The sequence below is a fragment of the Variovorax paradoxus genome (assembly GCF_040544635.1).
Taxonomy (GTDB): domain Bacteria; phylum Pseudomonadota; class Gammaproteobacteria; order Burkholderiales; family Burkholderiaceae_C; genus Variovorax; species Variovorax paradoxus_R.
In genome coordinates this window covers 73,685-97,501 of sequence record NZ_JBEPKJ010000005.1, presented here as the reverse complement: position 1 = coordinate 97,501, position 23,817 = coordinate 73,685, and the positions used below count along the sequence as shown (strand labels likewise).

Sequence of the window (23,817 nt, the reverse complement as noted above, 5' to 3'; positions counted from 1 at the left end):
GTTCGCTGTCTCGCTGAATTTGTCGGAGTTACTTGGCGGCCGGCGGCACGGGCGTGACAGGCGTCAGCGGCCCCTTGCCGCCGAACCAGGCAATGAGGTTGTCGGCCGCGAGCTCGGCCATGGCACGGCGCGTGGGCACGGTGGCGCTCGCGATGTGCGGCGTCAGCACCACGTTGGGCACGGTCAGCAGATCGGGGTGAACCTTGGGCTCGCCTTCGAACACATCGAGGCCCGCCGCCGCAATGCGCTTCTCGCGCAGCGCCACGGCCAGCGCCGCGTCGTCGACGATGCCGCCGCGCGCAATGTTCACCAGCGTGGCGGTCGGCTTCATCAGCGCGATTTCGGCCGCGCCGATGGTGTGGTGCGAAGCCGGCGAATACGGCACCACCAGCACGACGTGGTCGGCGGTCTTGAGGAGCTCGTCCTTGCTCACGTAGCTGGCCTTGCATTCGGCCTCGAGCGCGGCGTCGAGCCGCGAGCGGTTGTGATAGACCACCTTCATGCCGAAGCCGTGCGCGCCGCGCTTGGCAATGCCCTGCCCGATGCGGCCCATGCCGATGATGCCGAGCGTGGAGCCGTGAATGTCGGAGCCCGCGAACATGTCGAAGCTCCATTTCTGCCACTTGCCCGCGCGCAGGAAGTGTTCGCTTTCGGTGATGCGGCGGGCCGTGGCCATCAAGAGCGCAAAGCCGAAGTCGGCCGTGGTCTCGGTGAGCACGTCGGGCGCATTGGTGCCCAGCACGCCGTGCGCGGCCATCGCATCGACGTCGAAGTTGTTGTAGCCCACGGCCATGTTGGCGCAGATCTTCAGGTCGGGGCAGGCGTCGAGCAGCGCGGCGTCGATGCGCTCGCTGCCGGTCGTGAAGGCGCCCTGCTTGCCTTTGAGTTTGGCGATCAGCTGCTCTTTGCTCCAGCTCTCGTCGGCCTGGTTCGACTCGACCTCGAAATGCTGCGAGAGACGCTCGATGGTTTCGGGAAAAATCGCGCGTGCGACCAGTATCTTGGGCTTGCTCATGATGTGTCTGCGCCTAGCGGAAGAAGATGAAGGTGGAGAGAACGAACAACGGAATCAAAACGGCCACCGACCATGCCATGTAGCCGAAGAAGCTGGGCATGCGAACGCCGCGGCTCTCTGCAATGGCCTTGACCATGAGGTTGGGCGCGTTGCCGATGTAGCTGTTGGCGCCCATGAACACGGAGCCGGCCGAAATGGCGGCCAGCGTGGTGGCGTAGGTGGTCATGAGCGCGGCCGGATCGCCGCCCGCGGTGTTGAAGAACACCAGGTAGGTCGGCGCGTTGTCGAGAAACGAGCTCAGGATACCGGTTGCCCAGAAGTACATGGCCGGATCGGGCTGGCCATCGGCCCGCGTCACCGCCGAAACCACCGCCCCGAAGGGCCCCTGGGTGCCGGCCTTCAGCATTGCAATCACCGGAATGATGGTCAGGAAAATGCCGGCGAACAGCTTGGCCACCTCGGCCATCGGGCCCCATTCGAACTGGTTGTCGGCATGCACCTTGGCCGAGGTCATCTTGAACGAGAGCAGCGTGATGGCGATCAGGCCGACGTCGCGCACCAGCCCCGGCAAGCCGACCTGCGTGCCGAACACCTCAAAGCTCACGGGCGACTTCCAGACGCCGGAGAGCAGCACCAGGAAGACCACGCCGCCCAGCAGCCAGAAATTCGCCGCACCGTCGAAGCCGACGCGCCGGGTGTCCGGCGTCGGGTCGAACGGCAGCACGCCCTCCTTGCGATAGAGATGGCGGTCGATGACGTAGAACAACGCGAGCAGCATGCCGATGAGAAACAGCGTGTTGGGCAGGATGTTCCGCGCCGTCCAGAAAAAGTCGACGCCCTTCAGAAAACCGAGAAACAGCGGCGGGTCTCCCAGCGGCGTGAGCGAACCGCCCGCATTCGACACGATGAAGATGAAGAACACCACCACGTGCGCCTTGCTCTCGCGGTTGTCGTTGGCGCGAACCAGCGGCCGAATCAGCAGCATCGAGGCCCCCGTGGTTCCCATGAGGCTCGCAAGCACCGCGCCGATGGCGAGGATGGCCGTGTTGAGCCCGGGCGCGCCATGCAGGTTGCCGCGAATGTGGATGCCGCCCGCCACTGTGAACAGCGCGGTAAGCAGGATGATGAAGGGAATGTATTCCTCCACCAGGGCGTGCACGAACTGGGCCCCGGCCAGCGGCGCTCCGTGAATGGCGGCAAAGGGGAGCAGAAACGCCAGCGCCCAGGCGGCGGAGATCTTGCCGTAGTGGTGATGCCAGAACGACGGGGCCAGCAACGGCATCAGCGCGATCGACAACAGGAGGCCCGCGAACGGAACACCCCAGAGCGGGGACAGCTTGCTGCCGTCGAACTCGGCAGCCATGGCAAGCGCGGGAAACATCATCGGCAGCACAGCGGCTACCGCAAGACGAACTGTTTTCTTCATCGGGGGCCGTACCGTACCAGACGGGGGTCAGGCCGGCGGCTGTTCGATTTCGAACACCTGGCGCAGGTACGCCAGGTATTTTTCGTCCTCGCACATGTTCTTGGACGGCGTGTCCGACAGCTTGGCCACGGGCTGGCCGTTGCAATTGATCATCTTGATGACGATCTGCAGCGGCTCGTAGCCCAGGTCATTGGTGAGGTTGGTTCCAATGCCGAAAGCCAGCTGGCAGCGGCCGCGGAACTGCTGGTAGAGCTCGATGGTGCGCGGCACCGTGAGGCCGTCGCTGAAGATCAGCGTCTTGGTGAGCGGATCGACCCGGTTCGCGGCGTAGTGCGCGAGCATGCGCTCGCCCCATTGGAAGGGGTCGCCGCTGTCGTGGCGGGCGCCGTCGAACAGCTTGCAGAAGTACAGGTCGAAGTCGCGCAGGAAGGCGCTCATGCCGTAGACGTCGGAAAGCGCAATGCCCAGGTCGCCGCGGTATTCACGGGCCCAGCTCTCGAAACCGAAGATCTGGCTGTCGCGCAGCCGCGGGCCGAGCCCTTGGCAGGCCTGGAGGTATTCATGCGCCATGGTGCCGAGCGGAATGAGGCCGAGCTTCATGGCATAGAGCACGTTGCTCGTGCCCGCGAGCTGGGGCAGCCGGGCGCCGGGCTTGGCGTGCATCGGCGGCGGCGTCACGGCGCCGAGCCGCGCATTGAGCGTGCGCAGCACCTCTTCATGCCAGTCCTTGGAGAAACGGCGGCGCGTGCCGTAGTCGGCAATCTTGAGGTCGGCCAGGCCGGCATCCTGCAGTTGGCCGATCTTGGTCTCGAGCCGGCGGCGGCCTTCCTCGAAATCGGGCTTCTTCTGCGTATTGCGGAAGTAGACCTCGTTGACGATCGCCAGCACCGGGATCTCGAACAGGATGGTGTGCAGCCACGGCCCCTGGATGCGGATCTCGAGCTCCCCCGAGGGTTGCGGAATGATGTTGATGTACTTCTCGTTGAGCCGGAAGAGCCCGAGAAAGTCGACGAAGTCGCTCTTGATGAAGCGCATCGACCGCAGGTAGGCCAGCTCGGCATCCCGGAACTGCAGCGAGCAGAGGCTTCGCACCTCCTCCCGGATCTGCCCGGCGAATTGCGCCAGGTCGACACCCGGGTTGCGGCACTTGAACCGGTACTCGACCCGGGCGCCAGGAAAGTGATGCAGGACGACCTGCATCATGGTGAACTTGTAGAGGTCGGTGTCGAGCAGGCTGTGAATGATCATGGTTCGGCGCGCGTTGTCTCAGGCTTTTTCGGCGTGCGTTCGATTATCACGGGCAGCGTCGGCTTGTGCCTACGGGGCCTGCACTGCACGTCCTACCGTCAGGGTGAATGGGCCCCGCCACATTTTGTTCACGGCGGCAACGAGCCCGCCGAATCAACTTTTCAAGGAGATTCGCATGAACAAGGACACCATCGAAGGCAACTGGAAACAGCTCAAGGGCAAGGTCAAGGAGCAATGGGGCAAGCTGACCGACGATGACTTCGACGTCATTGCCGGCAAGCGCGACCAACTGCTCGGCCGCATCCAGGAACGCCACGGCATCAGCCGCGACGAAGCCGAAAAACAGGTCAAGGAATGGGAATCGCGCGACGGCCGTTCGCCGGAGACCCTCTGGTACGAAAAGTACTGACGCCTGAGTCGACCTCTTCTCAACTTCTCTTCCTAACTGCGAAAGAAAGAAAACCAATGAAAAAAAATCTGCTCATGATCGCGCTCGCTTCGACCTGCTTCATGGCCGCCCAAGCCGGCGCAATGACCCAGGACGAATACAAGGCCGCCAAGGCAAAGGTCGAGGCCGACTACAAGTCCGCCAAGGCCCAGTGCGACACGATGAAGGACAACGCGAAGGACGTCTGCCAGAAGGAAGCCAAGGGCACGGAAAACGTGGCGAAGGCCGAACTCGAACAGCAGTACAAGCCGAGCGATGCGCATGCCCGCAAGGTCGCTGAAGAGAAGGTGAAGGCCACGTACGAGGTCGCAAAGGAAAAGTGCGACGATCAGAAGGGCGAAGCCAAGTCTGCGTGCGAGAAGCAGGCCAAGGCCGACGAAGCCCAAGGCAAGGCCGACATCAAGGCCATGAAGAAGACCATGTAAGACCCTGGCGGCCTGACCGGCCGCACGGCAAAAGACAACGGCGCCTCGGGCGCCGTTTTTCATGGGGGTGTCAGGCCTTCAGCGCGTCGACCACGCGTTGCAGCGGCTCGGGCAACGGCACCGGCCGCTGCGTGGCCCGGTCCACATACACATGCACGAAGTGGCCCTGCGCGGCCGCGGTTTCCGAGCCCTCCGCGAAAAGCGCAATCTCGTAGCGCACGCTCGAACGGCCCGCCTGGGCCACCCGGATGCCGGCTTCCACGGTCTGCGGAAACGCGACCGGCGCGAAATAGTTGCATTGCGTCTCGACCACGAAGCCGATGGTCTGCCCGTTGTGAATGTCGAGCGCGCCGCGCTCGATCAGCAGCGCATTCACCGCGGTGTCGAACCAGCTGTAGTAGACGACGTTGTTGACGTGGCCATACATGTCGTTGTCGGCCCAGCGCGTCGGGATGCTGCGAAACGCGCGGTAGCCGCTTCGGGAATGCGGCGTGGGTTTGGTGGCGGAGCTCATCGCGCGGCATTTTGCCAGCGGCGCCAGTAGTCGACCGCGACCTTGAAGGTGCCGAGCTGCACCTGCACTGTCTCGGCAATGTCGCTGGCATAACCCCCGGCCATCGAGAAAGCCAGCGGAAGGCGGCGCTGCCAGGCCCAATCGAACACCCGCCGGTCGCGCGCCTCCAGGCCGTCGAACGTCAGCTTGAGCCGCCCGAGCCGGTCGCGCTCGAACGGATCGGCGCCGGCCAGGTAGATCACCAGGCCGGGGGAGAAACGCCGCTCCAGCTCGTCGAGCGCGTGCTCGAGCGCCGTGAGGTAGTCGGCATCGCCGCAGCCGTCGGGCAGCTCGACGTCGAGGTCGCTCGCCTCCTTGCGGAACGGAAAGTTCTTCTGGCCGTGCACCGAGAGCGTGAAAACACTCGGGTCATTGCGGAAGATGCTGGCCGTGCCGTTGCCCTGGTGCACGTCGAGATCGACGACCGCGACCTTGAGCTGCCGGCCGCTGCGCCCATGTTCCGCCTGCATCAGCCGCGCCGCCACCGCGGCGTCGTTGAAGACGCAGAATCCCCCGCCCTTGTCGGCGTAGGCATGGTGCGTGCCGCCGGCCATGTTGGCCGCCACGCCGCCGGCGAATGCCGCTCGGCAGGCCGCAATGGTCGCCCCGGTGGAGCGGCGCGAGCGCTCGACCATGGCCTCGCTCCAGGGAAAGCCGATCTCCCGCATGGCCTGCGGGCTCACGCTGCCGTCGCTGATGGCCGAGATCCATTGCGGGGTGTGGGCCAGCGCCAGTTCGCCGTCGGTGGCACGCGGGGCCTGGTCCATTTCGACCGCCGGCAGGTGCTCGAGCAGGCGGTCGCGCAGCAAGGCGTAGCGGGACATGGGAAAGCGGTGGCCGGGCGGCAAAGGCAAGACGAACTGGCCGGAATAGAAGGCGCGCATGGGCTGCATTCTGGAGCGCGAGGCGAATTTAGAAAGTGTGTTCTAAATTGCTGCAAAGCAGCAAAACCCCCTTGATCCAAAAACTGTGCTGCCTATACTTGAGGCCATGCTGCACCGCAACAAAAACAAAGACGACGAGGCAGCGCAACGTGAACCGACCACCCATCATCCTTACTGGAGATTCCACATGGCCCTGACCGCTGACCAAATCCTCGCCGCCCAAAAAGCAAACCTCGAAACCCTGTTCGGCCTGACCACCAAGGCATTCGAAGGCGTCGAGAAGCTCGTCGAACTCAACGTGACCGCTTCCAAGGCTGCCCTGGCCGAAGCCGCCGGCACCGCCCAAGCCGCCCTGAACGTCAAGGACGCACAAGAACTGCTGACGCTGCAAGCCAGCCTGTTCCAGCCCCTGGCCGAAAAGACCGCCGCCTATAGCCGTCATCTGTATGACATCGCCCAAGGCACCGGCGCCGAGTTCACCAAGGCTTTCGAAGCCAAGGCTGCTGAAGCCCAGCAAAACTTTGTCGGCCTGGTCGACAGCGCTTCCAAGAACGCACCCGCCGGTTCGGAAACCGCCGTTGCCGTGCTGAAGAGCGCCGTGGCTGCCGCCAACAACGCTTTCGAATCGGTCCAGAAGGCTGTCAAGCAAGCCTCCGACGTCGCCGAAGCCAACTTCAACGCCGTGTCGTCGCAAGCCGTCGCCGCCGCGAAGACCGCGACCACCACCTCGCGCAAGCGCTAAGCCGCCGGCCGACTACTACCAGTTGTCTCCTTGGGTCCTCACGGATCCAATTCAGGGCCTCATCTTCGGATGAGGCCTTTTTTTTGGCCAGCCAACCGTCTTCGATAATGCGGGTCTTATTTCAGGAGACTCTCAATGCAGATCGACGGCAAGGTTTTTATCGTGACCGGTGGCGCTTCGGGCCTCGGCGAAGGCACGGCGCGCATGCTGGCAGCCAATGGCGGCAAAGTGGTCATCGCCGACATGCAGGCTGAAAAGGGCGAAGCCGTCGCGCGCGAGATCGGCGGGATGTTCGTCAAGTGCGACGTGAGCCAGGAGGCCGACGGCCAGGCGGCCGTTGCCGCGGCAACCAAGCTCGGCAAGCTGGTGGGCCTGGTCAACTGCGCGGGCATTGCGCCGGCCGAAAAGACCGTGGGCAAGAACGGCGCGCACGCGCTGGCGGTGTTCAGCAAGACAGTCACCGTCAACCTGATCGGCAGCTTCAACATGATCCGCCTCGCGGCCGACGCCATGAGCAAGAACGAGCCCGAAGCCACGGGCGAACGCGGCGTGCTGATCTCGACCGCCTCGGTCGCGGCCTACGACGGGCAAATGGGTCAGGCGGCCTACAGCGCCTCCAAGGGCGGCGTGGTCGGCATGACGCTGCCCATTGCGCGCGACCTGGCGCGCAACGGCATCCGCAACATGACCATTGCCCCCGGCATCTTCGGCACGCCCATGCTCTTCGGCATGCCGCAGGAAGTGCAGGACGCGCTGGCCGCCAGCGTGCCCTTCCCCTCCCGCCTGGGCACGCCCGAGGACTACGCCAAGCTCGCCAAACACATCATCGAGAACGACATGCTCAACGGCGAGGTGATTCGTCTCGACGGAGCGATTCGACTTCCGCCCCGGTGAGCGGCGGCACCGCCGTGCTGCCGGTGCGGTCCAGCCGCTCGTACTGGGCGATGACCTGGGCCCCCAGCAGCACGAGCGTGGCGGCAATCTCCAGGCTCAGCAGCACCACGATGGCCGTGGTGAGCGAGCCGTAGACCACGTTGACCTGCGAGAGCGTCGAGAAGTACCAGATCAGCACGTGCCGCGTGGCCTCCCACAGCAGCGCGGCGGTTACGCCGCCGAGCAGCGCGTGGCGCAGCGACATCCGCCCGGCCGGCATTACGAGGTAGAGCGAGGTCAGCATGAAAATCTCGCCTCCCAGCCCGAGCAGGTAGAGCAGCAGCCCCGACACACCCGAGAGCGACCAGTTGCGGCCGAACAGGTCGACGCTCTCCTGCCCCACCAGCTGCAGCGCGCCCGAAACCAGGGTGACCAGCAGCAGGCCCGCGCACAGGCACAGGATGTAGATGTAGGGCATGACGGCGGAGACCAGGAAATGCCGCCGGTGGTCGGCCTTGCGGTGATGAAAGATCACCGCCATTGCGCTTTCGAGAATGCTGAAGGCCAGCGAGCTGAAGAAAATCATCGTGACCAGCAGCACCGGGCCCATCACGTCGCGGTGGTCGAGAAAGTTCGACAACTCCGCGACGATGGCCTTCGACTGGCCGGGCAGCAGCCACTCGAGGTACCGGCCGATGGTGCGCAGCAATTCGGCCTGTTCGATGACATGAGACATCGCGATCACGCTCACGATCAGCAGCGGCACGATGGAGAGCAGCGCGTAATACGCCACCGCGCCCGCGAGCAGCAGGCCCTGGTTCGCGCGAAAAGCCTTGAGCGCATCCCACACGAATCGGAGGGGATGGCGCAGCAGCGCAGCGGCGTGGTGCAATCGGTTGGGCGTCGTCATCCGTGGAAATCCGGTCATTCATCCGGTGCGGCCAGTATGCCGTCCGGGCGCGGGCGTTCTGCCGCTTGCGTATGATTTGCCGCTCTTCGCCTACATGACCATCCCCGCCTCTTTCATCCAGGAACTCATCGCGCGCGCCGACGTGGTGGAGATCGTCGGGCGCTATGTGCAGCTCAAGAAGGCCGGCGCCAACTTCATGGGCCTGTGCCCGTTCCACGGGGAAAAGTCGCCTTCTTTCTCGGTCAGCCCGACCAAGCAGTTCTATCACTGCTTCGGCTGCGGAGTGCACGGCAATGCCATCGGTTTTCTCATGGAACACGCGGGCATGGGCTTCGTCGAGGCGGTGCACGACCTTGCCGGCCAATACGGCCTGCAGGTGCCCGAAGACGATGCTTCGCCCGCCGAACGCGCCCGCGCCGCGAACCAGCGCCAGAAACAGGCCACGCTGACCGACGTGCTCGAAAAGGCCGGCGAGGCCTATCGCAAGTCTTTGCGGCAGGCGCCGGGCGCCATCGAATACCTGAAGGGCCGCGGCGTCTCGGGCGAAGTGGCCAAGCAATTCGGCATCGGCTATGCGCCGGCCGGCTGGCGCGCCCTGGCCAGCGTGTTCCCGGACTACGACGACCCCCTGCTCGCCGAAAGCGGCCTGGTCATCGTCAACACCGAAGACGGCGCCGAGGACGCCAAGCGCTACGACCGCTTTCGCGACCGCGTGATGTTCCCCATCCGCAACGTGAAGGGCGAATGCATCGGCTTCGGCGGCCGGGTGCTCGGCGACGAAAAGCCCAAGTACCTGAATTCGCCCGAAACGCCGGTCTTCAGCAAGGGCCGCGAGCTCTACGGCCTTTACGAGGCGCGCGCCGCCTTCCGCGAGCGCGGCTATGCGCTGGTGACCGAGGGCTACATGGACGTGGTCGCCCTGGCCCAGCTCGGTTTTCCGAACGCTGTGGCCACCCTGGGCACGGCTTGCACCACGGAGCACGTGCAAAAGCTCTTCCGGTTCACCGAATCGGTAGTGTTCAGCTTCGACGGCGATGCCGCCGGCCGCCGCGCCGCGCGCAAGGCGCTCGACGGCGCCCTGCCCTATGCCACCGACGTGCGCAGCATCAAGTTCCTGTTCCTGCCTGCGGAGCACGACCCCGACAGTTTCATCCGCGAATTCGGCGCCGACGCCTTCGCCCGCTTCGTGCAGGAAGCCACGCCGCTCTCGCGCTTCATGATCGAAGCCGCGCGCGAAGGCTGCGACCTCACGACCGCCGAAGGCCGCGCCCACATGAGCAGCAACGTACGGCCGCTCTGGAGCGCCATGCCCGACGGGGCGCTCAAGCGGCAGCTGCTGAGCGAGATCGCCACGCTGGTGCAGCTGGATGCAAACGCCCTCTCGGAGCTTTGGGCTGCCACGCCCGGCCCGCGCAAGGCCGCCACGGCACCCGCGCCCCGCCCCTCCGGCGAGCCGGGCGATCCGTTCGACTACCCCAACATGCCGCCCCCCGCGGAATATGAGCCGCCTCGCTACGAAAACGATAGCAAGCCGCGCGGCAAATTCACCAAGGGCAAGCGCTGGGGCGGCAAGTTCGAGGCGCCCATCGAGCCGCTGCGCGGCCGCGGCAAGCCGCCGAGCCGGCCCGACGTGGCAGTGCGGCTGCTGCTGTCGAACATGGCGCAATGGGAAGCGCTATCGCATGAACTCCACGTCATGCTGTGCGACCTGCCCGGCCCGCACGGCGCGCTGTTTACCTGGCTCGACAGCCAGTTGCACGAACACGGCGTGCAACCCTGGGCGGCGCTGCGCGAAGGCATGCGCGGGCTCGACTTCGAATCGCTGGCGGAACGGCTCATGAGCGTGTCCGAAAGCGCGCCGGTGCCCGAGGGCGAGGAAGACCAGCACCTGGCCGACGCCGCCAAGGAGCTTTCGAGTGTGCTCGATTTCATGCTCGACGACCGCCTGAAAGCCCAGCAGAGCGAGGCCATTGCCGCCGTGGGCAAAGACCCCAAGGCTCTGGAGCGCTACAAGGCGCTGGAGGCGCGAAGGCTCGAATTGCGCGCCCGCCTCAAGCCGTCCGGTGCATAAACTGCTTGAAATTTGCGCAGTAAGCTATAATGTAAGGCTTCGCAACTGGCGAAATTAGGCAAGAGCGACAGCAGCACCTCCGGGCCGACCCCTAGCGCAACGCACTCCAACGGAAAAAATCCGTCGGAAAGGGTCAATAACCGCAAGGACTGCACACCAAATGTTCGCCCGACATCTTGCCTGACGAGGAATTACTTCCTCTTTCCCAATTGTTCTGTCCGCGCCTGTGCGCGGGCTTTGAGTCTCGTCCGTGCCTGTGCACGGCCGTGGTGGCGCTGCCCGTTGGGCGGTGCGCCTGTGATTTCGCTTGGTCCATCTTGCTGTAACGAGGTCGTATGCCCAGTTCAAAGAAGCCTGCTCCTTCACTCGCCAAAGGCGCCGCCCCAAAGCCTGTCGCAGAAAAACCGTTGAAAGCTGGCGTTATGCCGGCAACTAAGTCGGGTGCCGCCGCTTCCAAATCGGCAGCCGTAACGAAAGTGAAAACCGTGCCCACGAAATCGACCTCCATCGACGATCCGAAAAAAGCCGCCGCCAAGACGGTTGCCGCCGCCCCTGCCGCCAAGAAAGTCGGCCGCCCGCCCAAGGCCGCCGGCGCCGCCGCGCCCGCCACCGGCGCCAAGCGCGGCCGCAAGCCCAAGGCCGGCAATGACGCGCCCGAAAGCGACATCGACCTGTCGGACATCGAGGAAGACCTGGTCGGCGACGAGCCGGCGGCTGCCACGACCACCGAAGAAAAGGTCAAGCCGCTGCGCATGAAGATCAGCAAGGCGAAGGAACGCGCCTTGATGAAGGAGTTCGGCCTCGACGAGACCGTGCTCTCCGAGGAAGACCTGGCCAAGCGCCGCTCGCGCCTGAAGACCCTGATCACGCTGGGCAAGACCCGCGGCTACCTCACGCACGGCGAAATCTCCGACCACCTGCCCGACAAGCTGGTCGACGCCGAGACCATGGAAGTCGTGGTCACCATGCTCAACGACATGGGCGTGGCGGTGTACGAGCAAACGCCCGACGCCGAAACCCTGCTGCTGAACAACACCGCGCCCACCGCCACCACGGTGGAAGAAGCCGAGGAAGAAGCCGAAGCCGCGCTCTCCACGGTGGACAGCGAATTCGGCCGCACCACCGACCCCGTGCGCATGTACATGCGCGAAATGGGCACGGTCGAGCTCTTGACGCGCGAAGGCGAAATCGAAATCGCCAAGCGCATCGAAGGCGGCCTGATGGCCATGATGGAAGCCATTTCGGCCTCCCCCGCCACCATCGCCGAAATCCTGCGCCTGGCCGCCGACATCCGTGAAGGCAAGGTCGTCATCTCCACCGTGGTGGACGGCTTCTCGAACCCCAACGAGGCCGACGACTACGTGGCCGAAGAAGACTTCGACGAATTCGACGAAGAAGACGACGACGACGGCAAGGGCGGCTCCAAGGCCCTGACCAAGAAGCTCGAAGAACTCAAGCGCGACGCGCTCGAGCGTTTCGACCGCATCGCCGCGATGTTCGAGAAGGTCCACAAGATCTACGACAAGGAAGGCTACGGCACGCCGGCCTACCAGAAGGCCCAGCAGTCCCTGTCGGACGAGCTCATGACCATCCGCTTCACGGCCAAGACCATCGAGAAGCTGTGCGACCTGGTTCGCACGCAGGTCGACGACGTGCGCAAGAAGGAGCGCGAGCTGCGCCGCATCATCGTGGACAAGTGCGGCTTCCCGCAGGACGAGTTCATTCGCGACTTCTCGGGCTACGACAAGAACGGCAACCGCGTGCCGTCGAACCTGCTCAACCTGAAGTGGGTCGAGAAGCAGGCCGCCTCCGGCAAGCCCTGGAGCGCCGTGCTCGCGCGCAACATTCCGCCGGTGCAGGAACTGCAGCAAAAGCTCACCGACATCCAGTCGCGCGTGGTGGTGCCCCTCACGCAGCTGAAGGAAATCAACAAGCGCATGAACGAGGGCGAATCGTCCTCGCGCGACGCCAAGAAGGAAATGATCGAGGCCAATCTGCGCCTCGTGATTTCCATCGCCAAGAAGTACACCAACCGCGGCCTGCAGTTCCTGGACTTGATCCAGGAAGGCAACATCGGCCTCATGAAGGCGGTCGACAAGTTCGAATACCGCCGCGGCTACAAGTTCTCGACCTACGCCACGTGGTGGATCCGCCAGGCCATCACGCGCTCGATTGCCGACCAGGCGCGCACCATCCGTATTCCGGTGCACATGATCGAGACGATCAACAAGATGAACCGCATCTCGCGCCAGCATCTGCAGGAGTTCGGCTTCGAGCCCGACGCCAGCATCCTGGCCGCGAAGATGGAAATTCCGGAAGACAAGATCCGCAAGATCATGAAGATCGCGAAGGAGCCGATCTCGATGGAAACCCCCATCGGCGACGACGACGATTCGCACCTGGGCGACTTCATCGAGGACAGCAGCAACACGGCGCCTATCGAAGCCGCGATGCAGGCGGGCCTCCGCGACGTGGTCAAGGACATCCTGGACAGCCTCACGCCGCGCGAAGCCAAGGTGCTGCGCATGCGCTTCGGCATCGAGATGAGCACGGACCACACGCTGGAAGAAGTCGGCAAGCAGTTCGACGTGACCCGCGAGCGCATCCGCCAGATCGAGGCCAAGGCCCTGCGCAAGCTCAAGCATCCTTCGCGTTCGGACAAGCTGCGCAGCTTTATTGATACGCTCTAAGCCGGTCTCCCGGTATTTCTCTGACGAGGAGGCGCCCGCAAGGGCGCTTTCTTTTTTGGCCTTCGGATAAGAAGAATGGAGCACACCTCATGAATCCCGATGCAGACAAGCTCTGGCTGGCCCCGCGCTGGGCGCTTGCCGTGCTGCTCGCCGTGCTGGGCATGCTCGGTCCCTTTTCCATCGACACCTACATTCCGGCTTTCTCGGGCATAGCGCGCTCCATCGGTGCCACGCCCGCCGAAATGCAGCAGACACTTTCGGCCTACCTGTTCGGCTTTGCGTTCATGAACCTGTTCCACGGCGCCTTGTCGGACAGCTTCGGCCGCCGACCGGTGGTGCTGTGGGGGCTGGCGGTGTTCACCATTGCCTCGCTGGGCTGCGCGCTGTCGCAGAACATTGCGCAGCTGGTGCTGTTCCGCGGCCTGCAGGGCCTTTCGACCGGCGCCGGCATCGTGGTCTCGCGCGCGGTCATCCGCGACATGTTTCCGCCCGCCGACGCGCAGCGCGTGATGAGCCAAGTGACCATCTACTTCGGCGTGGCACCGGCCATTGCGCCCATCGTCGGCGGCTTTCTTTTCGTTCATGCCGGCTGGCACGCGATCTTCTGGTTCCTGGTGGCGGTCGGCGTGATTCTGTTCGTGGCCAACTACAAGCTGCTGCCCGAAACGCTGCACCAGAGCCAGCGCCAGCCGTTCCAGGTGCGCCACCTGATGCGCGGCTACTGGGACCTGTGCTCCGACCCGCGCTTTCTGCTGCTCGCATTCGCGAGCGGCGTTCCGTTCAACGGCATGTTCCTCTATGTGCTGGCGGCGCCGGCCTTTCTGGGCGACCACCTTGCCCTGGCGCCGACGCAGTTCTTCTGGTTCTTCCTGCTGACCATCGGCGGCATCATGTCGGGCGCATGGGCCAGCGGCCGCATGGCGGGCAAGGTGGCGCCCAAGCGGCAGATCCGCGACGGCTTTCTGATCATGCTGGTGACCTCGCTGGTCAACGTTGCGGCCAACGCGCTGTTCACCGCGCACGCCGCATGGGCCCTGTGGCCGCTCGCTGTGTTCGCCTTCGGCTGGGCGCTGATGGTGCCGGTCGTCACGCTGCTGGTGCTCGACCTTCATCCGGAGCGGCGCGGCATGGCCTCGTCGCTGCAGGCCGTGATCGGCTCCACGGCCAACGGCCTTGTTGCCGGCGTGGTGGCGCCGCTGGTCATGCATTCCACGCTGGCTCTGGCGTTGACCTCGATGCTGATGCTGGGCATCGGCCTGGTCGCCTGGGTCTGGCTGCACGGCCAGTGGCCCGAAATCGGCCGCCGCGTGGCCGCGGAGGTCTGACGCCATGCCGCAGCTTTCCGCTTTGCTGACGCATGCGCGTGCCTGGCTGCCCGGCCGCAACACCGTCGACGTGCGCGAGCGCATGCGCGCCGTGGGCGGAGCGGCAATTGGCCTGCTCATCACCGCGCTGCTGTGCCGCTGGATGGCAGAGGCAGCGGGCATCAGCGTCTGGCTGATTGCGCCGATGGGCGCGAGCGCGGTGCTGGTGTTCGCGGTGCCTGCGAGCCCGCTTGCGCAGCCCTGGTCGGTGATCGTGGGCAACACGCTGTCCACGCTGGTCGGCATTGCCTGCGTGCGCTGGGTGCCTGATGCGGCCTGGGCCGCGGCGCTGGCTGTCGGCGCGGCCATCGGGCTGATGTTTGCGACGCGCAGCCTGCACCCGCCTGGCGGCGCAGCCGCGCTGCTCGCCGTGCTGACGCACACCACCGATTTTTCAGCGGCGCTGTTCCCCACCCTCGTGAACTCGCTGCTGCTGGTGCTGGCCGGCGTGGCCTACAACACGTTCACCGGCAGGCGCTATCCGCACGTGCAGGTGGCGCGGCCGCCGTCAGCGGATGCGCGCTTCAGCCAGGCCGACATCGACGCGGTGCTGGCCCGCTACAACCAGGTGCTGGACATCAGCCGCGACGATCTCGAATCGCTGATCCAGCAGACCGAGCTCGAGTCGTACAAGCGGCGCCTCGGTACCCTGCACTGCGCCGACATCATGTCGCGCGACCCGGTGTCGGTGGAGTTCGGCACGCCGCTGCAGGAGGCCTGGACGCTGATGAACCAGCGCCGCATCAAGGCGCTGCCCGTCATCGACCGCACGCGCCGCGTGGTCGGCATCGTGACGCAGGCCGACTTCTTTCGCATGCTCGACCTCGAGCACCACGAAGGCATTGCGGGACGCCTGCGCGACCTGATCCGCGCCACGCGCACCGTGGTGTCGAACAAGCCGGAAGTGGTCGGCCAGATCATGACGCGCCAGGTGCGCGTGGCCAGCGCCGACCGCCCGGTGGTCGACCTGGTGCCGCTGTTCTCCGAGGGCGGCCATCACCATATCCCCATCATCGACCATGAAAGGCGGCTCACCGGCATGATCACGCAGTCGGACTTCGTGCGCGCGCTCTACCGCGCCGTGCGGCCCGAGAACTGAAACCTTTTCAAGGAGCGCGCATGGCGTGGATCGTGTTGTTGGTGGCGGGCCTGCTCGAGATGGGCTGGGCCATCGGCCTCAAGTACACCGAAGGATTTACCAGGCTCTGGCCGTCGATCGGCACGGCCATTTCGATGGTGCTCAGCATCGTGCTGCTCGGCTGGGCCATGCGCTCGCTGCCCGTGGGCACGGCCTATGCGGTGTGGACCGGCATCGGCGCGGTGGGCACGGTCATCCTGGGCATCGTGCTGTTCCATGAGCCCGCCAACGCGGCGCGGCTCATCTGCGTCGGCCTGATCGTCGCGGGCATTCTCGGGCTCAAGATCACGAGCCCGGCCTGAGCCCGCGCTTCATTCCACCACGACGTTCGCCTTCTTCACCAGCGACGCATAGCGCGCGGCTTCGCTGCGGAAGTAACTCGCGGCCTGCTCGGGCGAGGTGGGCTTGATGACGTTCCCCTGCTTGTCCATGGCTTCCCGCACCTCTTCGCTCGTGAAAGCCGCCGCCACCGCGGCGTGCACGCGCTGAATGTCGGCGGCCTGCATCTTCGGCGGGCCGATCACCGCGAACCAGCCTTCGACCGCGTAGTTGGGCAAGCCCTGCTCCGCAATGGTCGGGATATCGGGCGCAGCCGGAGAGCGCTGTGGGCTGCACAGGCCGATGGCCCGCAGCGCGCCGCTCTTGAGGTGCGGCTGCACCGCGGGCAACGCCACCACGCCCATCTCGACCTGGCCCGCGATCATGTCGGTGACCATCGGGCCGGTGCCCTTGTAGGGAATGTGCCGCGCTTTCACACCGGCTTCTTCCATGAACATTTCGCCCGCCAGGTGGATGATGGTGCCGTTGCCCGACGAAGCGTAGTTGTAGCTCTCGGGCTTGGCGCGCAGCAACGCCACCAGTTCTTTCACGTTCTTGGCCGGCAGCTTCGGGTTGACCACGAGCACCAGCGGGGTCGCGCCCACCACGCTGATGGGCGTCACGTCATTGATGGCATCGAAGGGCATCTTCTTGTACACGGCCGGGTTGATGACGTGGTTGTTCGACACCATGCCGAGCGTGAGCCCGTCGGGCGCGGCCTTGACCACGACCGAAGTGCCGGTGATGCCACCCGCGCCCGGCAGGTTCTCGATCACCACCGGCTGGCCGAAGGCCTTGCCGAGTGCGACCGAGGCCGCGCGCGCGATGGCGTCCACACCCGAGCCGGCGCTGATCGGCAGGATGAAGCGGACGGGTTTGTCGGAGCCCTGCGCGATTGCGGGGCAAGCGGCCAGTGCGGCAGCGGAGGCGCCGAAGCCCAGTACGGCGCGGCGGGTCATGGGAGGAAGCATCGTGTGCATGGTCTTGTCTCTCTTTATGGTTTTCGGAAATAAAAGCGCTCAGGCAACAGCCGACTCGGCCTGCATGGCCGCCACCTGCGCCTCGGCATAGCCGAGTTCGGCCAGCAGTTCCCGCGTGTGCTCGCCGAGTGTCGGCGGGTCCAGCCGCACGCCCAGGCGCTCGCCGCCCAGCGTGATGGGGAACAGGGTCGTCTGCGCCATCTGGCCGGCGCGCTCGCCGTCGGGCAGGCGGATGTCGGCGAGGCCGCCGGTGGCCTTCAGATGCGGATCTTCGTAGAGGTCTTCGGGCCGCACGATGGGCGCGAAAGGCAGGCCGCGCGCCTCGAAGATCGCCGACAACTCCGCGGCCGACCAGTCGGCCAGGCGCTCGCGCAGGTCCGCCAGCAACGCGGGCCGCACGCGGACCCTGTCGTTGTTGGTGCGCAAGGCCGGGTCGGCCTTCAGATCGTCGAAGCCCAGCGCGTCGCAGAACACCGTCCATTGCGCGTCGCTCACCGCGGCCAGGAAGATCTGCTCGCCGTCCTTCACGGTGAACACGTCGTACAGCGCCCAGGCCGAGATGCGCTCGGGCATCGGCGCGGCGGCCTGGCCGGTGATCGCGTACTGCAGCATGTGCTGGCCGACCAGGAACACGTTGTTCTCGAAGAGCGCGGACTGCACCTCCTGCCCCTTGCCGGTCTGGATGCGCTGCATCAGCGCGGCCATCGCGCCGATGGCACCGAACATGCCGCCCATGATGTCGTTCACGCTGGTGCCCGCGCGCAGCGGGTCGCCGGGCCGGCCCGTCATGTAGGCGAGGCCGCCCATCATCTGCACCACCTCGTCGAGCGCGGTGCGGTGCTCGTAGGGGCCGGGCAGAAAGCCGGTGTGGTTCACGTACACCAGCCGCGGATTGAGCTTGCCGAGCGCGGCGTAGCCAAGCCCGTATTTGTCCATGGTGCCGGGCCTGAAGTTCTGCGCCACCACGTCGGCGGTGGCGCACAGGCGCAGCGCCGCTTCGAGCCCCTGCGGATGGCGCAGGTCGAGCGCAATGCTTTTCTTGTTGCGGTTGAACATCGGGAAGAAGCCGGTGCCCGCGCCCAGCAGGTGCCGCGTGCGGTCGCCGTCGATCGGCTCGACCTTGATGACCTCGGCGCCCAGGTCGGCCAGCACCATGCCGCAGGTCGGGCCCATGACCATGTGGGTGAACTCGACCACGCGGATGCCGGTGAGCGGCAGGCGCTTTTCTTCAGTATTCACACGCATGCCGCGGCTCCCGCGGTGGCCGCAAAGGTCTTCGGAAAACCCGCGCGCCACACCGTGCCTTGCAGCGTCTCGCCTTCCAGCCAACCCGCCACGCGCTGGCGCAGGTCGAGCAGCTTCGGCAGATCGACGCCGGTGGCAACGCCCATGCTCTCGAGCATGAACACGAGGTCTTCGGTGTCGACGTTGCCGCTGGCGCCGGGCGCGTGCGGGCAGCCGCCGATGCCGGCCAGGCAGGCGTCGAAGCGCGTGATGCCGACTTCCAGCGCGGCATACACGTTGGCAAGACCGAGGCCGCGCGTGTCGTGGAAATGGCCGCACCAGAGGCGATCGCCCGCGATGCGCTGCGCGCGCTCGAACAGGCTGCGGACCATGGCCGGATCGGCATAGCCGACGGTGTCCGCCAGGCCCACCCGGTCGGCGCCCGCATCGAGCAGCGCCTGCATCAGGCGCAGCACCTCTTCCGTCGCGACGTGGCCCTGGATGGTGCAGCCAAAGGCGGTTCCCACGCCGCCCTCGATCATCGTCCTGGAGCCCGCGGCATCGCGCGCGGCGCGGATGCGGGCGACCTCGGCCACCACTTCGTCTGGCGTCTTGCGCAGGTTGGCCAGGCTGTGGGCGTGGCTGGCCGACAGCGGCACCATCATGAGATCGGCCTCGCCCGCAATGGCGAGTTCCGCGCCCCGCAGGTTGGGCACCAGCACCGAAGTGAAAAGGCCCGGCAGCGTCTTCGCATAGGCCAGCAGTTCGGCGGTGTCCGCCAGTTGCGGCAGCAAGCGGGCCGGCACGAAGGAGCCGACCTCGATCTCGTGCTGGCCGGCGGCATGCGCGTCGCGAATCCATTCGAGCTTCTGGGCGGTGGGCAGCGTTCTCGCGATGCTCTGCAGGCCGTCGCGCAGCCCCACTTCGCGGACAACCGCGCGAGGCGGCAGAAAGGCGTGCGCGATGGGCGCTGCGACCGATGCGTCGTTCATAGGTGTCTCCTTCGTGGTTTGGCGCCTATGTTAGAAGTTCCGATTCGATTCAGAAAATAGATTTCGGAAGCCAATTCGTTCCAAAATGGAATACCACATCTTCCGGCTCGGAACCCCACATGCGAGACCTCGACCTGACCACCCTGCGCCTCTTCGTTTCTGTTTGCGAAACCCGCAGCATCGCGCGCGCCGGCGAGCAGGCCAGCATCGTCGGCTCGGCCATCAGCAAGCGACTGGCCCAGCTCGAAGACGCCGTCGGCACGCCCCTGCTGCTGCGCAAGCGCCGCGGCGTGGTGCCCACTGCGGCCGGGGAAACGCTGCTGGAGCACGCGCGCGCGATGCTGGGCAGTGCGCAGCGCATCGAGCGCGACATGGCGGCCTACGCCGGTGGCGCGCGGGGGCATGTGCGCATCCTCGCCTCGGCCTCGGTCATGGCCGAATCGCTGGCCGAAGACGTGGCCAACTTTCTGCAGAACCCGGCGCACCGCGACATCCGGGTCGACATGGAAGAGCGCGTGAGCCCCGAGATCGTGCGCGGCATCCGTGAAGGCAGCGCATCGATCGGCCTGTGCTGGGACGCCGCCGACCTCGAAGGCCTGCAGCGGCGCAGCTACCGCACCGACCACCTGGCCGTGGTCGCCCATCCGTCGCACCCGGTGGCGCGCCGCGGCAAGGTGCGCTTCGAGGATGTGCTCGGGCATGAGTTCGTCGGCATGCCCGCGCTGAGCGCCGTGCAGCTGATGCTCGCCCGGGAAGCTGCCGTGGCCGGCAAGCCGCTGGCCTATCGCGTGCTGGTGACCAACTTCGACGCCGCATTGCGCGTGGTGCGCGCCGGGCTTGCGATCAGCGTGGTTCCTTCGGAAGTGGCGCAACCCTTTGCCGACGCCTACGGCCTTCGTCTGATGCCGCTTACCGACGCCTGGGCGCGCCGCCGCTTCGCCATCTGCTTTCGCGGCGAAGAGACGCTGTCGCTGGCGGCACAGCTGCTCGTCACGCATCTCGAGCGGTGCGCTACGGACTGAGTATTTCGCGTTGGATTCGACCGAAAACAGAAACTATTCATTGGTCGAATCGAGGTTTTTGTTTCTTTTATAGAAACCTACCATCGGGCCTGTCACGTTGCCACCCATCAAGTTCATTCACCTGAAAGACCCGAAATGTTCCGCAGAACCCTTCTTTCCGCAGCCGCCCTTTCCGCCACGTTGTCCCTCGTTTCGCTGGCAGCCCATGCCGCCGGGCCGCTCAAGCTCGACGTGTACAACCCCGGCGCCAAGTCGATGTTCCCGGTGTCCTCCGAACTGGTGACCGGCCAGACCGACGCCGTGCTGATCGACGCGCAGTTCCAGCGCAACGACGCCGAGGCGCTGGTGCAGAAGATCAAGGCCAGCGGCAAGAAGCTGACCACGGTCTACATCAGCCACAGCGACCCCGACTACTACTTCGGCCTCGACGTGATCCAGGCGGCCTTTCCTGACGCGAAGATCGTCGCCACGCCGCAGACCGTGGCCGCCATCCAGGCGTCGAAGGACGGCAAGCTCGCGCACTGGGGCCCGATCCTGAAGGAGAACGCCCCCAAGGCGCTGGTGGTGCCCGAGCCGCTCGCCGGCGACAGCATCGAGCTCGAAGGCCGCAAGATCCAGGTGGTGGGCCTCGACGGCCCGACGCCGGCGCGCACCTTCGCGTGGATTCCCTCGATCAAGGCGGTGGTCGGCGGCGTGCCTGTGTCGGCCAACATCCACCTGTGGGTGGCCGATACGCAAACGCCCGAGTCGCGCCGCGACTGGATCAAGACGCTCGGCCGCATCGAAGCGCTGCGCCCCAAGACCGTCGTGCCCGGCCACTTCGAACCCAACGCCGATGGATCGATGCCCTACTCGGTGGCATCGGTAAAGTTCACGCGCAGCTATCTGCAGGCCTTTGAAACCGAAGCCGCCAAGGCCAAGGATTCGGCCGCGCTCATCGCCGCCATGAAGAAGCGCTACCCGAAGCTGGAACACGCCTCGTCGCTCGAACTGAGCGCCAAGGTCATCAAGGGAGAAATGAAGTGGCCGCAATGAGCGACAGCAACACCCCCTCGGCGGACGCCACGCTGCACTACATCTTCGATCCGATGTGCGGCTGGTGCTACGCGGTCGCACCGCTGATCGACGCGGCACGCAGCGTGCCGGGCCTCAAGGTCGAGTTCCATGGCGGCGGCATGATGACCGGCGCCAACCGGCGCGCCATCACGCCCCAGTGGCGCGACTACGTGATGCCGCACGACCACCGCATCGCCGAGCTCACGGGCCAGCCCTTTGGCGAAGCGTACTTCGAAGGGCTGCTGCGCGACATCGGTGCAATGATGGATTCCGAGCCGCCCACCACCGCCATCCTCGCGGCCGACGCGCTGCGGGCAGGAGGCGGCCTCGACATGATCCATCGGCTGCAGCGCGCGCACTATGTCGAAGGCCGCCGCATCGCCGACGTGGACGTGCTCAATGCGCTGGCGGCAGAACTCGGCTTCGACGGTGAGGCATTCGCATCGGCCTTTGCCCGGCTGTCCGGCGAGGCCACCTCGCGGCATTTCGCCGAGAGCCGTCAACTGCTGCAACGCGCGGGCGGCCAGGGCTTTCCGACCTTGGTGCTGGCGCAGGCCGATGGCACTGCAAGCCGCATCGACATCGGTCCGTGGCTCGGGCGCACCGAAGAATGGAAAGCACAGCTCTCCGGGTTGGTCGCGCCGTTGCCGGCGGCAGACACCGGGTCGACATCGGCCATGTGCGGCCCCGACAGCTGCGCCATCTAGGCTGTCACGCCGTTCGCCTTACCCGCGTTAACCGCGCGCGCTACCGGCTGCATTGGAAGCTGCCCGCCTGCGACGCATCGCCGCCCGTGTAGCGCGGCCACAGCGGCCATTCGCACAGCGGGCGGGCACGCACGACCCTGAACGGCGGCTGCACTTCCTGCTCGGCCAGTTGCAGGCCGGCCGGCGCGCGACCGCGTTCGACCCAGTCGGCGAGCGCGCCGAGCATGTCGACATTGGCCGGCGCCCCGCTGCCCACGTGATCGACACCGGGCGCGGTGTAGAGGCGCATGAAGCGGTCCACGTTGTCGCGGCCCATGCGCGCCACCACCGATTCGTAATAGAGGATGCCGGCGAACGGGCTCTGCGCGTAGTCGGCCATGTGCTCCAGCATCAGCAGCTTGCCGCCGCGCGCGTGGAAGGCGCTGAGGTCGGGGTTGGTCGAATCCATCAGCTGCGACACGGTGGCGATGCGCGCGGCGAAGTCTTCCGCGCGGTAGTTGCGCACGTCGAGAGACGGATTGCGCGCATAGAAATACTGCAGCGCACCGCTGCCGTAGAACCAAGCAATGCCGTTGCTCGGTTGCGGCGGCACCGTGGGTGCAGCGGTACCCGTCCACCATGCGTTCCAGCCGCCGGTTGCCGCGAAGGCCGGCGTGCCTTCACCGCCGATGCCCCAGCCCGGGTATTCCGCAACGCCATGGGCCAGCGGCACGGGCGAGCGCCATGGCGAGCGCAGCGTGCGCACCGCCTGCACCTGCGCATCGTTGAGACAGTTGTCGCCGCTCGTGCCCGCCGCGCAGCGCAGGCTCGCCGGATCGAAGCGCTGCAGGCAGGCCGCCGGGTTCGACACGACGCGGTCCGCCACGCCGTCCGCGGCGTCGCACGATGCAAGCACCGCGTTGTGCACCAGCTGCACCTGCGCGGGCCGAAGCCACCCTTCGCCGAAGGTGGCAATGCCGTTGCGCGTGCCGGCGTGCTGCAGCCCCGTCCAGTTGATGACAGGCACGCGGCTGAAGATGCCGTCGAAGTCCTGCGGATAGCGCTGCGCCATGGTGAGCCCCTCGCGCCCGCCCTCGGAGCTGCCCACGAAGTACAGCTTCTGCGGCGCCTGCCCGTAGGCGCGCTGCATCAGTGCCACCGCCACGTCGCGCACCTTCTTGTACGAGGCGTGCGCAAAATTCACCAGCGCCTCGTCGTTGAGCGCAAAGGCCTGCGGCGGCTGGCCCTGCACGTTCTGGTGGCCGGAGTCGGTGCCGTAGGTCACGTAGCCCTGCGCCAGCGGCGTGGGCAGGTCGAAGCGCGCGGCCGGCACCAGCGCAAGGCCGGTGATCAACACGCCGTTGAAGCCACCGCCGCCGTACTGCACGCTGCGCCCATTCCACGTGAGCGGCAGGTTGACCTGGAACAGGATGGGCGGTGCCGTTGCATCGAGCGGCGCAATGCGGCCGAGCACCTTGCAGTGCGCGGGTGTCATCGGCGTGATGCGCCCCGCAGGGGTAGGCCCGCGTTCGGCCACGGCAAGCGCAGCGGCGGGAATGAGGGTGGCCGAATCGATCGTCGCCGCACCGCTCGGCAGGCCGATGGCCGCGGGAGCGACCGGTGCGACGAGCGCCGCGCAAGACGCCGCCGGATTGCCGCCGAGCGTGAGGCTCTGCGGGCCGGTGGTGGTGCCGCAGGCAGCCAACAATACGGCGGAGGCCAACATGGCGCCCCTGCAAAACACTGTTTTCG

The 23,817-nt window shown here is 66.0% G+C and carries 21 protein-coding genes and 1 pseudogene; 12 read left to right on the top strand and 10 right to left on the bottom strand.

Annotation, left to right across the window (positions count from 1 at the left end; translation table 11 throughout):
* Window positions 1-28 precede the first annotated feature (28 nt).
* The 3 genes from ABIC94_RS09965 to pncB are packed head-to-tail and all read right to left on the bottom strand — an operon-like array spanning window position 29 to window position 3,689.
* Window positions 29-1,015 (bottom strand): 2-hydroxyacid dehydrogenase, encoded by a 987-nt coding sequence (locus ABIC94_RS09965; protein WP_354372859.1) that lies wholly within the window; start codon window positions 1,013-1,015, stop codon window positions 29-31.
* 13 nt (window positions 1,016-1,028) lie between these two features.
* The gene (locus tag ABIC94_RS09960) at window positions 1,029-2,441 is read right to left on the bottom strand and encodes a sodium:proton antiporter (RefSeq protein ID WP_354372858.1); all 1,413 of its coding nucleotides are present in this window, start codon (window positions 2,439-2,441) and stop codon (window positions 1,029-1,031) included.
* Window positions 2,442-2,468: 27 nt separating this feature from the next.
* The gene (pncB, locus tag ABIC94_RS09955) at window positions 2,469-3,689 is read right to left on the bottom strand and encodes a nicotinate phosphoribosyltransferase (protein WP_354372857.1); all 1,221 of its coding nucleotides are present in this window, start codon (window positions 3,687-3,689) and stop codon (window positions 2,469-2,471) included.
* Between the two features lie 175 nt (window positions 3,690-3,864).
* Here pncB and ABIC94_RS09950 point away from each other — a divergent pair, with 175 nt between their 5' ends.
* Window positions 3,865-4,098 carry a CsbD family protein gene (locus ABIC94_RS09950; RefSeq protein ID WP_354372856.1) on the top strand — a complete coding sequence of 78 codons (234 nt, stop codon included), beginning with the start codon at window positions 3,865-3,867 and terminating at the stop codon, window positions 4,096-4,098.
* A gap of 56 nt (window positions 4,099-4,154) precedes the next feature.
* Complete coding sequence (locus ABIC94_RS09945; protein WP_354372855.1) at window positions 4,155-4,562, top strand: hypothetical protein; 408 nt, start codon at window positions 4,155-4,157, stop codon at window positions 4,560-4,562.
* Window positions 4,563-4,632: 70 nt separating this feature from the next.
* Here ABIC94_RS09945 and ABIC94_RS09940 read toward each other — a convergent pair whose 3' ends face one another.
* The gene (locus ABIC94_RS09940; RefSeq protein ID WP_354372854.1) at window positions 4,633-5,076 is read right to left on the bottom strand and encodes an acyl-CoA thioesterase; all 444 of its coding nucleotides are present in this window, start codon (window positions 5,074-5,076) and stop codon (window positions 4,633-4,635) included.
* Window positions 5,073-5,999 (bottom strand): histone deacetylase family protein, encoded by a 927-nt coding sequence (locus ABIC94_RS09935; RefSeq protein WP_354372853.1) that lies wholly within the window; start codon window positions 5,997-5,999, stop codon window positions 5,073-5,075. Before ABIC94_RS09935 ends, ABIC94_RS09940 begins: the two co-directional genes overlap by 4 nt.
* A 187-nt stretch (window positions 6,000-6,186) precedes the next feature.
* Here ABIC94_RS09935 and ABIC94_RS09930 point away from each other — a divergent pair, with 187 nt between their 5' ends.
* The gene (locus ABIC94_RS09930) at window positions 6,187-6,741 is read left to right on the top strand and encodes a phasin family protein (RefSeq protein ID WP_354373152.1); all 555 of its coding nucleotides are present in this window, start codon (window positions 6,187-6,189) and stop codon (window positions 6,739-6,741) included.
* Window positions 6,742-6,876: 135 nt separating this feature from the next.
* Window positions 6,877-7,635 (top strand): 3-hydroxyacyl-CoA dehydrogenase, encoded by a 759-nt coding sequence (locus tag ABIC94_RS09925; protein ID WP_354372852.1) that lies wholly within the window; start codon window positions 6,877-6,879, stop codon window positions 7,633-7,635.
* Here the strand turns inward: ABIC94_RS09925 and ABIC94_RS09920 are convergent.
* A complete protein-coding gene (locus ABIC94_RS09920) occupies window positions 7,583-8,524 on the bottom strand; it encodes a YihY/virulence factor BrkB family protein (RefSeq protein ID WP_354372851.1) in 942 nt (313 codons plus the stop codon). The genes ABIC94_RS09925 and ABIC94_RS09920 overlap by 53 nt on opposite strands.
* Before the next feature lie 94 nt (window positions 8,525-8,618).
* On the opposite strand from ABIC94_RS09920, the gene dnaG reads away from it, so the two are divergent.
* The 5 genes from dnaG to sugE all read left to right on the top strand — a co-directional run bounded on the left by dnaG (window position 8,619) and on the right by sugE (window position 16,089).
* Window positions 8,619-10,595 carry a DNA primase gene (gene dnaG, locus ABIC94_RS09915; protein ID WP_354372850.1) on the top strand — a complete coding sequence of 659 codons (1,977 nt, stop codon included), beginning with the start codon at window positions 8,619-8,621 and terminating at the stop codon, window positions 10,593-10,595.
* A gap of 335 nt (window positions 10,596-10,930) precedes the next feature.
* Complete coding sequence (gene rpoD / locus ABIC94_RS09910) at window positions 10,931-13,285, top strand: RNA polymerase sigma factor RpoD (RefSeq protein WP_354372849.1); 2,355 nt, start codon at window positions 10,931-10,933, stop codon at window positions 13,283-13,285.
* Between the two features lie 89 nt (window positions 13,286-13,374).
* Window positions 13,375-14,610 (top strand): multidrug effflux MFS transporter, encoded by a 1,236-nt coding sequence (locus ABIC94_RS09905; RefSeq protein WP_337314471.1) that lies wholly within the window; start codon window positions 13,375-13,377, stop codon window positions 14,608-14,610.
* Window positions 14,611-14,614: 4 nt separating this feature from the next.
* Complete coding sequence (locus ABIC94_RS09900; protein WP_354372848.1) at window positions 14,615-15,748, top strand: HPP family protein; 1,134 nt, start codon at window positions 14,615-14,617, stop codon at window positions 15,746-15,748.
* Window positions 15,749-15,768: 20 nt separating this feature from the next.
* Window positions 15,769-16,089: a quaternary ammonium compound efflux SMR transporter SugE gene (sugE, locus tag ABIC94_RS09895; RefSeq protein ID WP_354372847.1), complete on the top strand. Its 321-nt coding sequence runs from the start codon at window positions 15,769-15,771 to the stop codon at window positions 16,087-16,089.
* A gap of 9 nt (window positions 16,090-16,098) precedes the next feature.
* Here sugE and ABIC94_RS09890 read toward each other — a convergent pair whose 3' ends face one another.
* The 3 genes from ABIC94_RS09890 to ABIC94_RS09880 are packed head-to-tail and all read right to left on the bottom strand — an operon-like array spanning window position 16,099 to window position 19,274.
* A complete protein-coding gene (locus ABIC94_RS09890) occupies window positions 16,099-17,085 on the bottom strand; it encodes a tripartite tricarboxylate transporter substrate binding protein (RefSeq protein WP_354372846.1) in 987 nt (328 codons plus the stop codon).
* A gap of 39 nt (window positions 17,086-17,124) precedes the next feature.
* Window positions 17,125-18,330, bottom strand: coding sequence for a CaiB/BaiF CoA transferase family protein (locus ABIC94_RS09885; RefSeq protein WP_354372845.1), 1,206 nt, complete (start codon window positions 18,328-18,330; stop codon window positions 17,125-17,127).
* On the bottom strand, window positions 18,321-19,274 hold the full coding sequence (locus ABIC94_RS09880; RefSeq protein ID WP_354373151.1) for a hydroxymethylglutaryl-CoA lyase: 954 nt from the start codon (window positions 19,272-19,274) through the stop codon (window positions 18,321-18,323). Before ABIC94_RS09880 ends, ABIC94_RS09885 begins: the two co-directional genes overlap by 10 nt.
* Before the next feature lie 146 nt (window positions 19,275-19,420).
* Here ABIC94_RS09880 and ABIC94_RS09875 point away from each other — a divergent pair, with 146 nt between their 5' ends.
* From ABIC94_RS09875 to ABIC94_RS09865, 3 genes and pseudogenes are all read left to right on the top strand, one after another.
* A complete protein-coding gene (locus ABIC94_RS09875; RefSeq protein WP_354372844.1) occupies window positions 19,421-20,323 on the top strand; it encodes a LysR family transcriptional regulator in 903 nt (300 codons plus the stop codon).
* 135 nt (window positions 20,324-20,458) lie between these two features.
* Window positions 20,459-21,352, top strand: a pseudogene (locus tag ABIC94_RS09870) (MBL fold metallo-hydrolase); the annotation flags it as partial.
* 2 nt (window positions 21,353-21,354) lie between these two features.
* Window positions 21,355-22,086, top strand: coding sequence for a DsbA family protein (locus tag ABIC94_RS09865; RefSeq protein WP_354372843.1), 732 nt, complete (start codon window positions 21,355-21,357; stop codon window positions 22,084-22,086).
* Between the two features lie 40 nt (window positions 22,087-22,126).
* On the opposite strand, the gene ABIC94_RS09860 is transcribed toward ABIC94_RS09865, so the two are convergent.
* Window positions 22,127-23,791, bottom strand: coding sequence for a tannase/feruloyl esterase family alpha/beta hydrolase (locus ABIC94_RS09860; RefSeq protein ID WP_354372842.1), 1,665 nt, complete (start codon window positions 23,789-23,791; stop codon window positions 22,127-22,129).
* Window positions 23,792-23,817: the final 26 nt, after the last annotated feature.

Excerpts from the sequence above, each read along its gene's own strand:
- ABIC94_RS09965 (WP_354372859.1), bottom strand. The coding sequence starts at position 1,015 with ATGAGCAAGCCCAAGATACTGGTCGCACGCGCGATTTTTCCCGAAACC.
- ABIC94_RS09960 (WP_354372858.1), bottom strand. The coding sequence starts at position 2,441 with ATGAAGAAAACAGTTCGTCTTGCGGTAGCCGCTGTGCTGCCGATGATG.
- pncB (WP_354372857.1), bottom strand. The coding sequence starts at position 3,689 with ATGATCATTCACAGCCTGCTCGACACCGACCTCTACAAGTTCACCATG.
- ABIC94_RS09950 (WP_354372856.1), top strand. The coding sequence starts at position 3,865 with ATGAACAAGGACACCATCGAAGGCAACTGGAAACAGCTCAAGGGCAAG.
- ABIC94_RS09945 (WP_354372855.1), top strand. The coding sequence starts at position 4,155 with ATGAAAAAAAATCTGCTCATGATCGCGCTCGCTTCGACCTGCTTCATG.
- ABIC94_RS09940 (WP_354372854.1), bottom strand. The coding sequence starts at position 5,076 with ATGAGCTCCGCCACCAAACCCACGCCGCATTCCCGAAGCGGCTACCGC.
- ABIC94_RS09935 (WP_354372853.1), bottom strand. The coding sequence starts at position 5,999 with ATGCGCGCCTTCTATTCCGGCCAGTTCGTCTTGCCTTTGCCGCCCGGC.
- ABIC94_RS09930 (WP_354373152.1), top strand. The coding sequence starts at position 6,187 with ATGGCCCTGACCGCTGACCAAATCCTCGCCGCCCAAAAAGCAAACCTC.
- ABIC94_RS09925 (WP_354372852.1), top strand. The coding sequence starts at position 6,877 with ATGCAGATCGACGGCAAGGTTTTTATCGTGACCGGTGGCGCTTCGGGC.
- ABIC94_RS09920 (WP_354372851.1), bottom strand. The coding sequence starts at position 8,524 with ATGACGACGCCCAACCGATTGCACCACGCCGCTGCGCTGCTGCGCCAT.
- dnaG (WP_354372850.1), top strand. The coding sequence starts at position 8,619 with ATGACCATCCCCGCCTCTTTCATCCAGGAACTCATCGCGCGCGCCGAC.
- rpoD (WP_354372849.1), top strand. The coding sequence starts at position 10,931 with ATGCCCAGTTCAAAGAAGCCTGCTCCTTCACTCGCCAAAGGCGCCGCC.
- ABIC94_RS09905 (WP_337314471.1), top strand. The coding sequence starts at position 13,375 with ATGAATCCCGATGCAGACAAGCTCTGGCTGGCCCCGCGCTGGGCGCTT.
- ABIC94_RS09900 (WP_354372848.1), top strand. The coding sequence starts at position 14,615 with ATGCCGCAGCTTTCCGCTTTGCTGACGCATGCGCGTGCCTGGCTGCCC.
- sugE (WP_354372847.1), top strand. The coding sequence starts at position 15,769 with ATGGCGTGGATCGTGTTGTTGGTGGCGGGCCTGCTCGAGATGGGCTGG.
- ABIC94_RS09890 (WP_354372846.1), bottom strand. The coding sequence starts at position 17,085 with ATGCACACGATGCTTCCTCCCATGACCCGCCGCGCCGTACTGGGCTTC.
- ABIC94_RS09885 (WP_354372845.1), bottom strand. The coding sequence starts at position 18,330 with ATGCGTGTGAATACTGAAGAAAAGCGCCTGCCGCTCACCGGCATCCGC.
- ABIC94_RS09875 (WP_354372844.1), top strand. The coding sequence starts at position 19,421 with ATGCGAGACCTCGACCTGACCACCCTGCGCCTCTTCGTTTCTGTTTGC.
- ABIC94_RS09865 (WP_354372843.1), top strand. The coding sequence starts at position 21,355 with ATGAGCGACAGCAACACCCCCTCGGCGGACGCCACGCTGCACTACATC.
- ABIC94_RS09860 (WP_354372842.1), bottom strand. The coding sequence starts at position 23,791 with ATGTTGGCCTCCGCCGTATTGTTGGCTGCCTGCGGCACCACCACCGGC.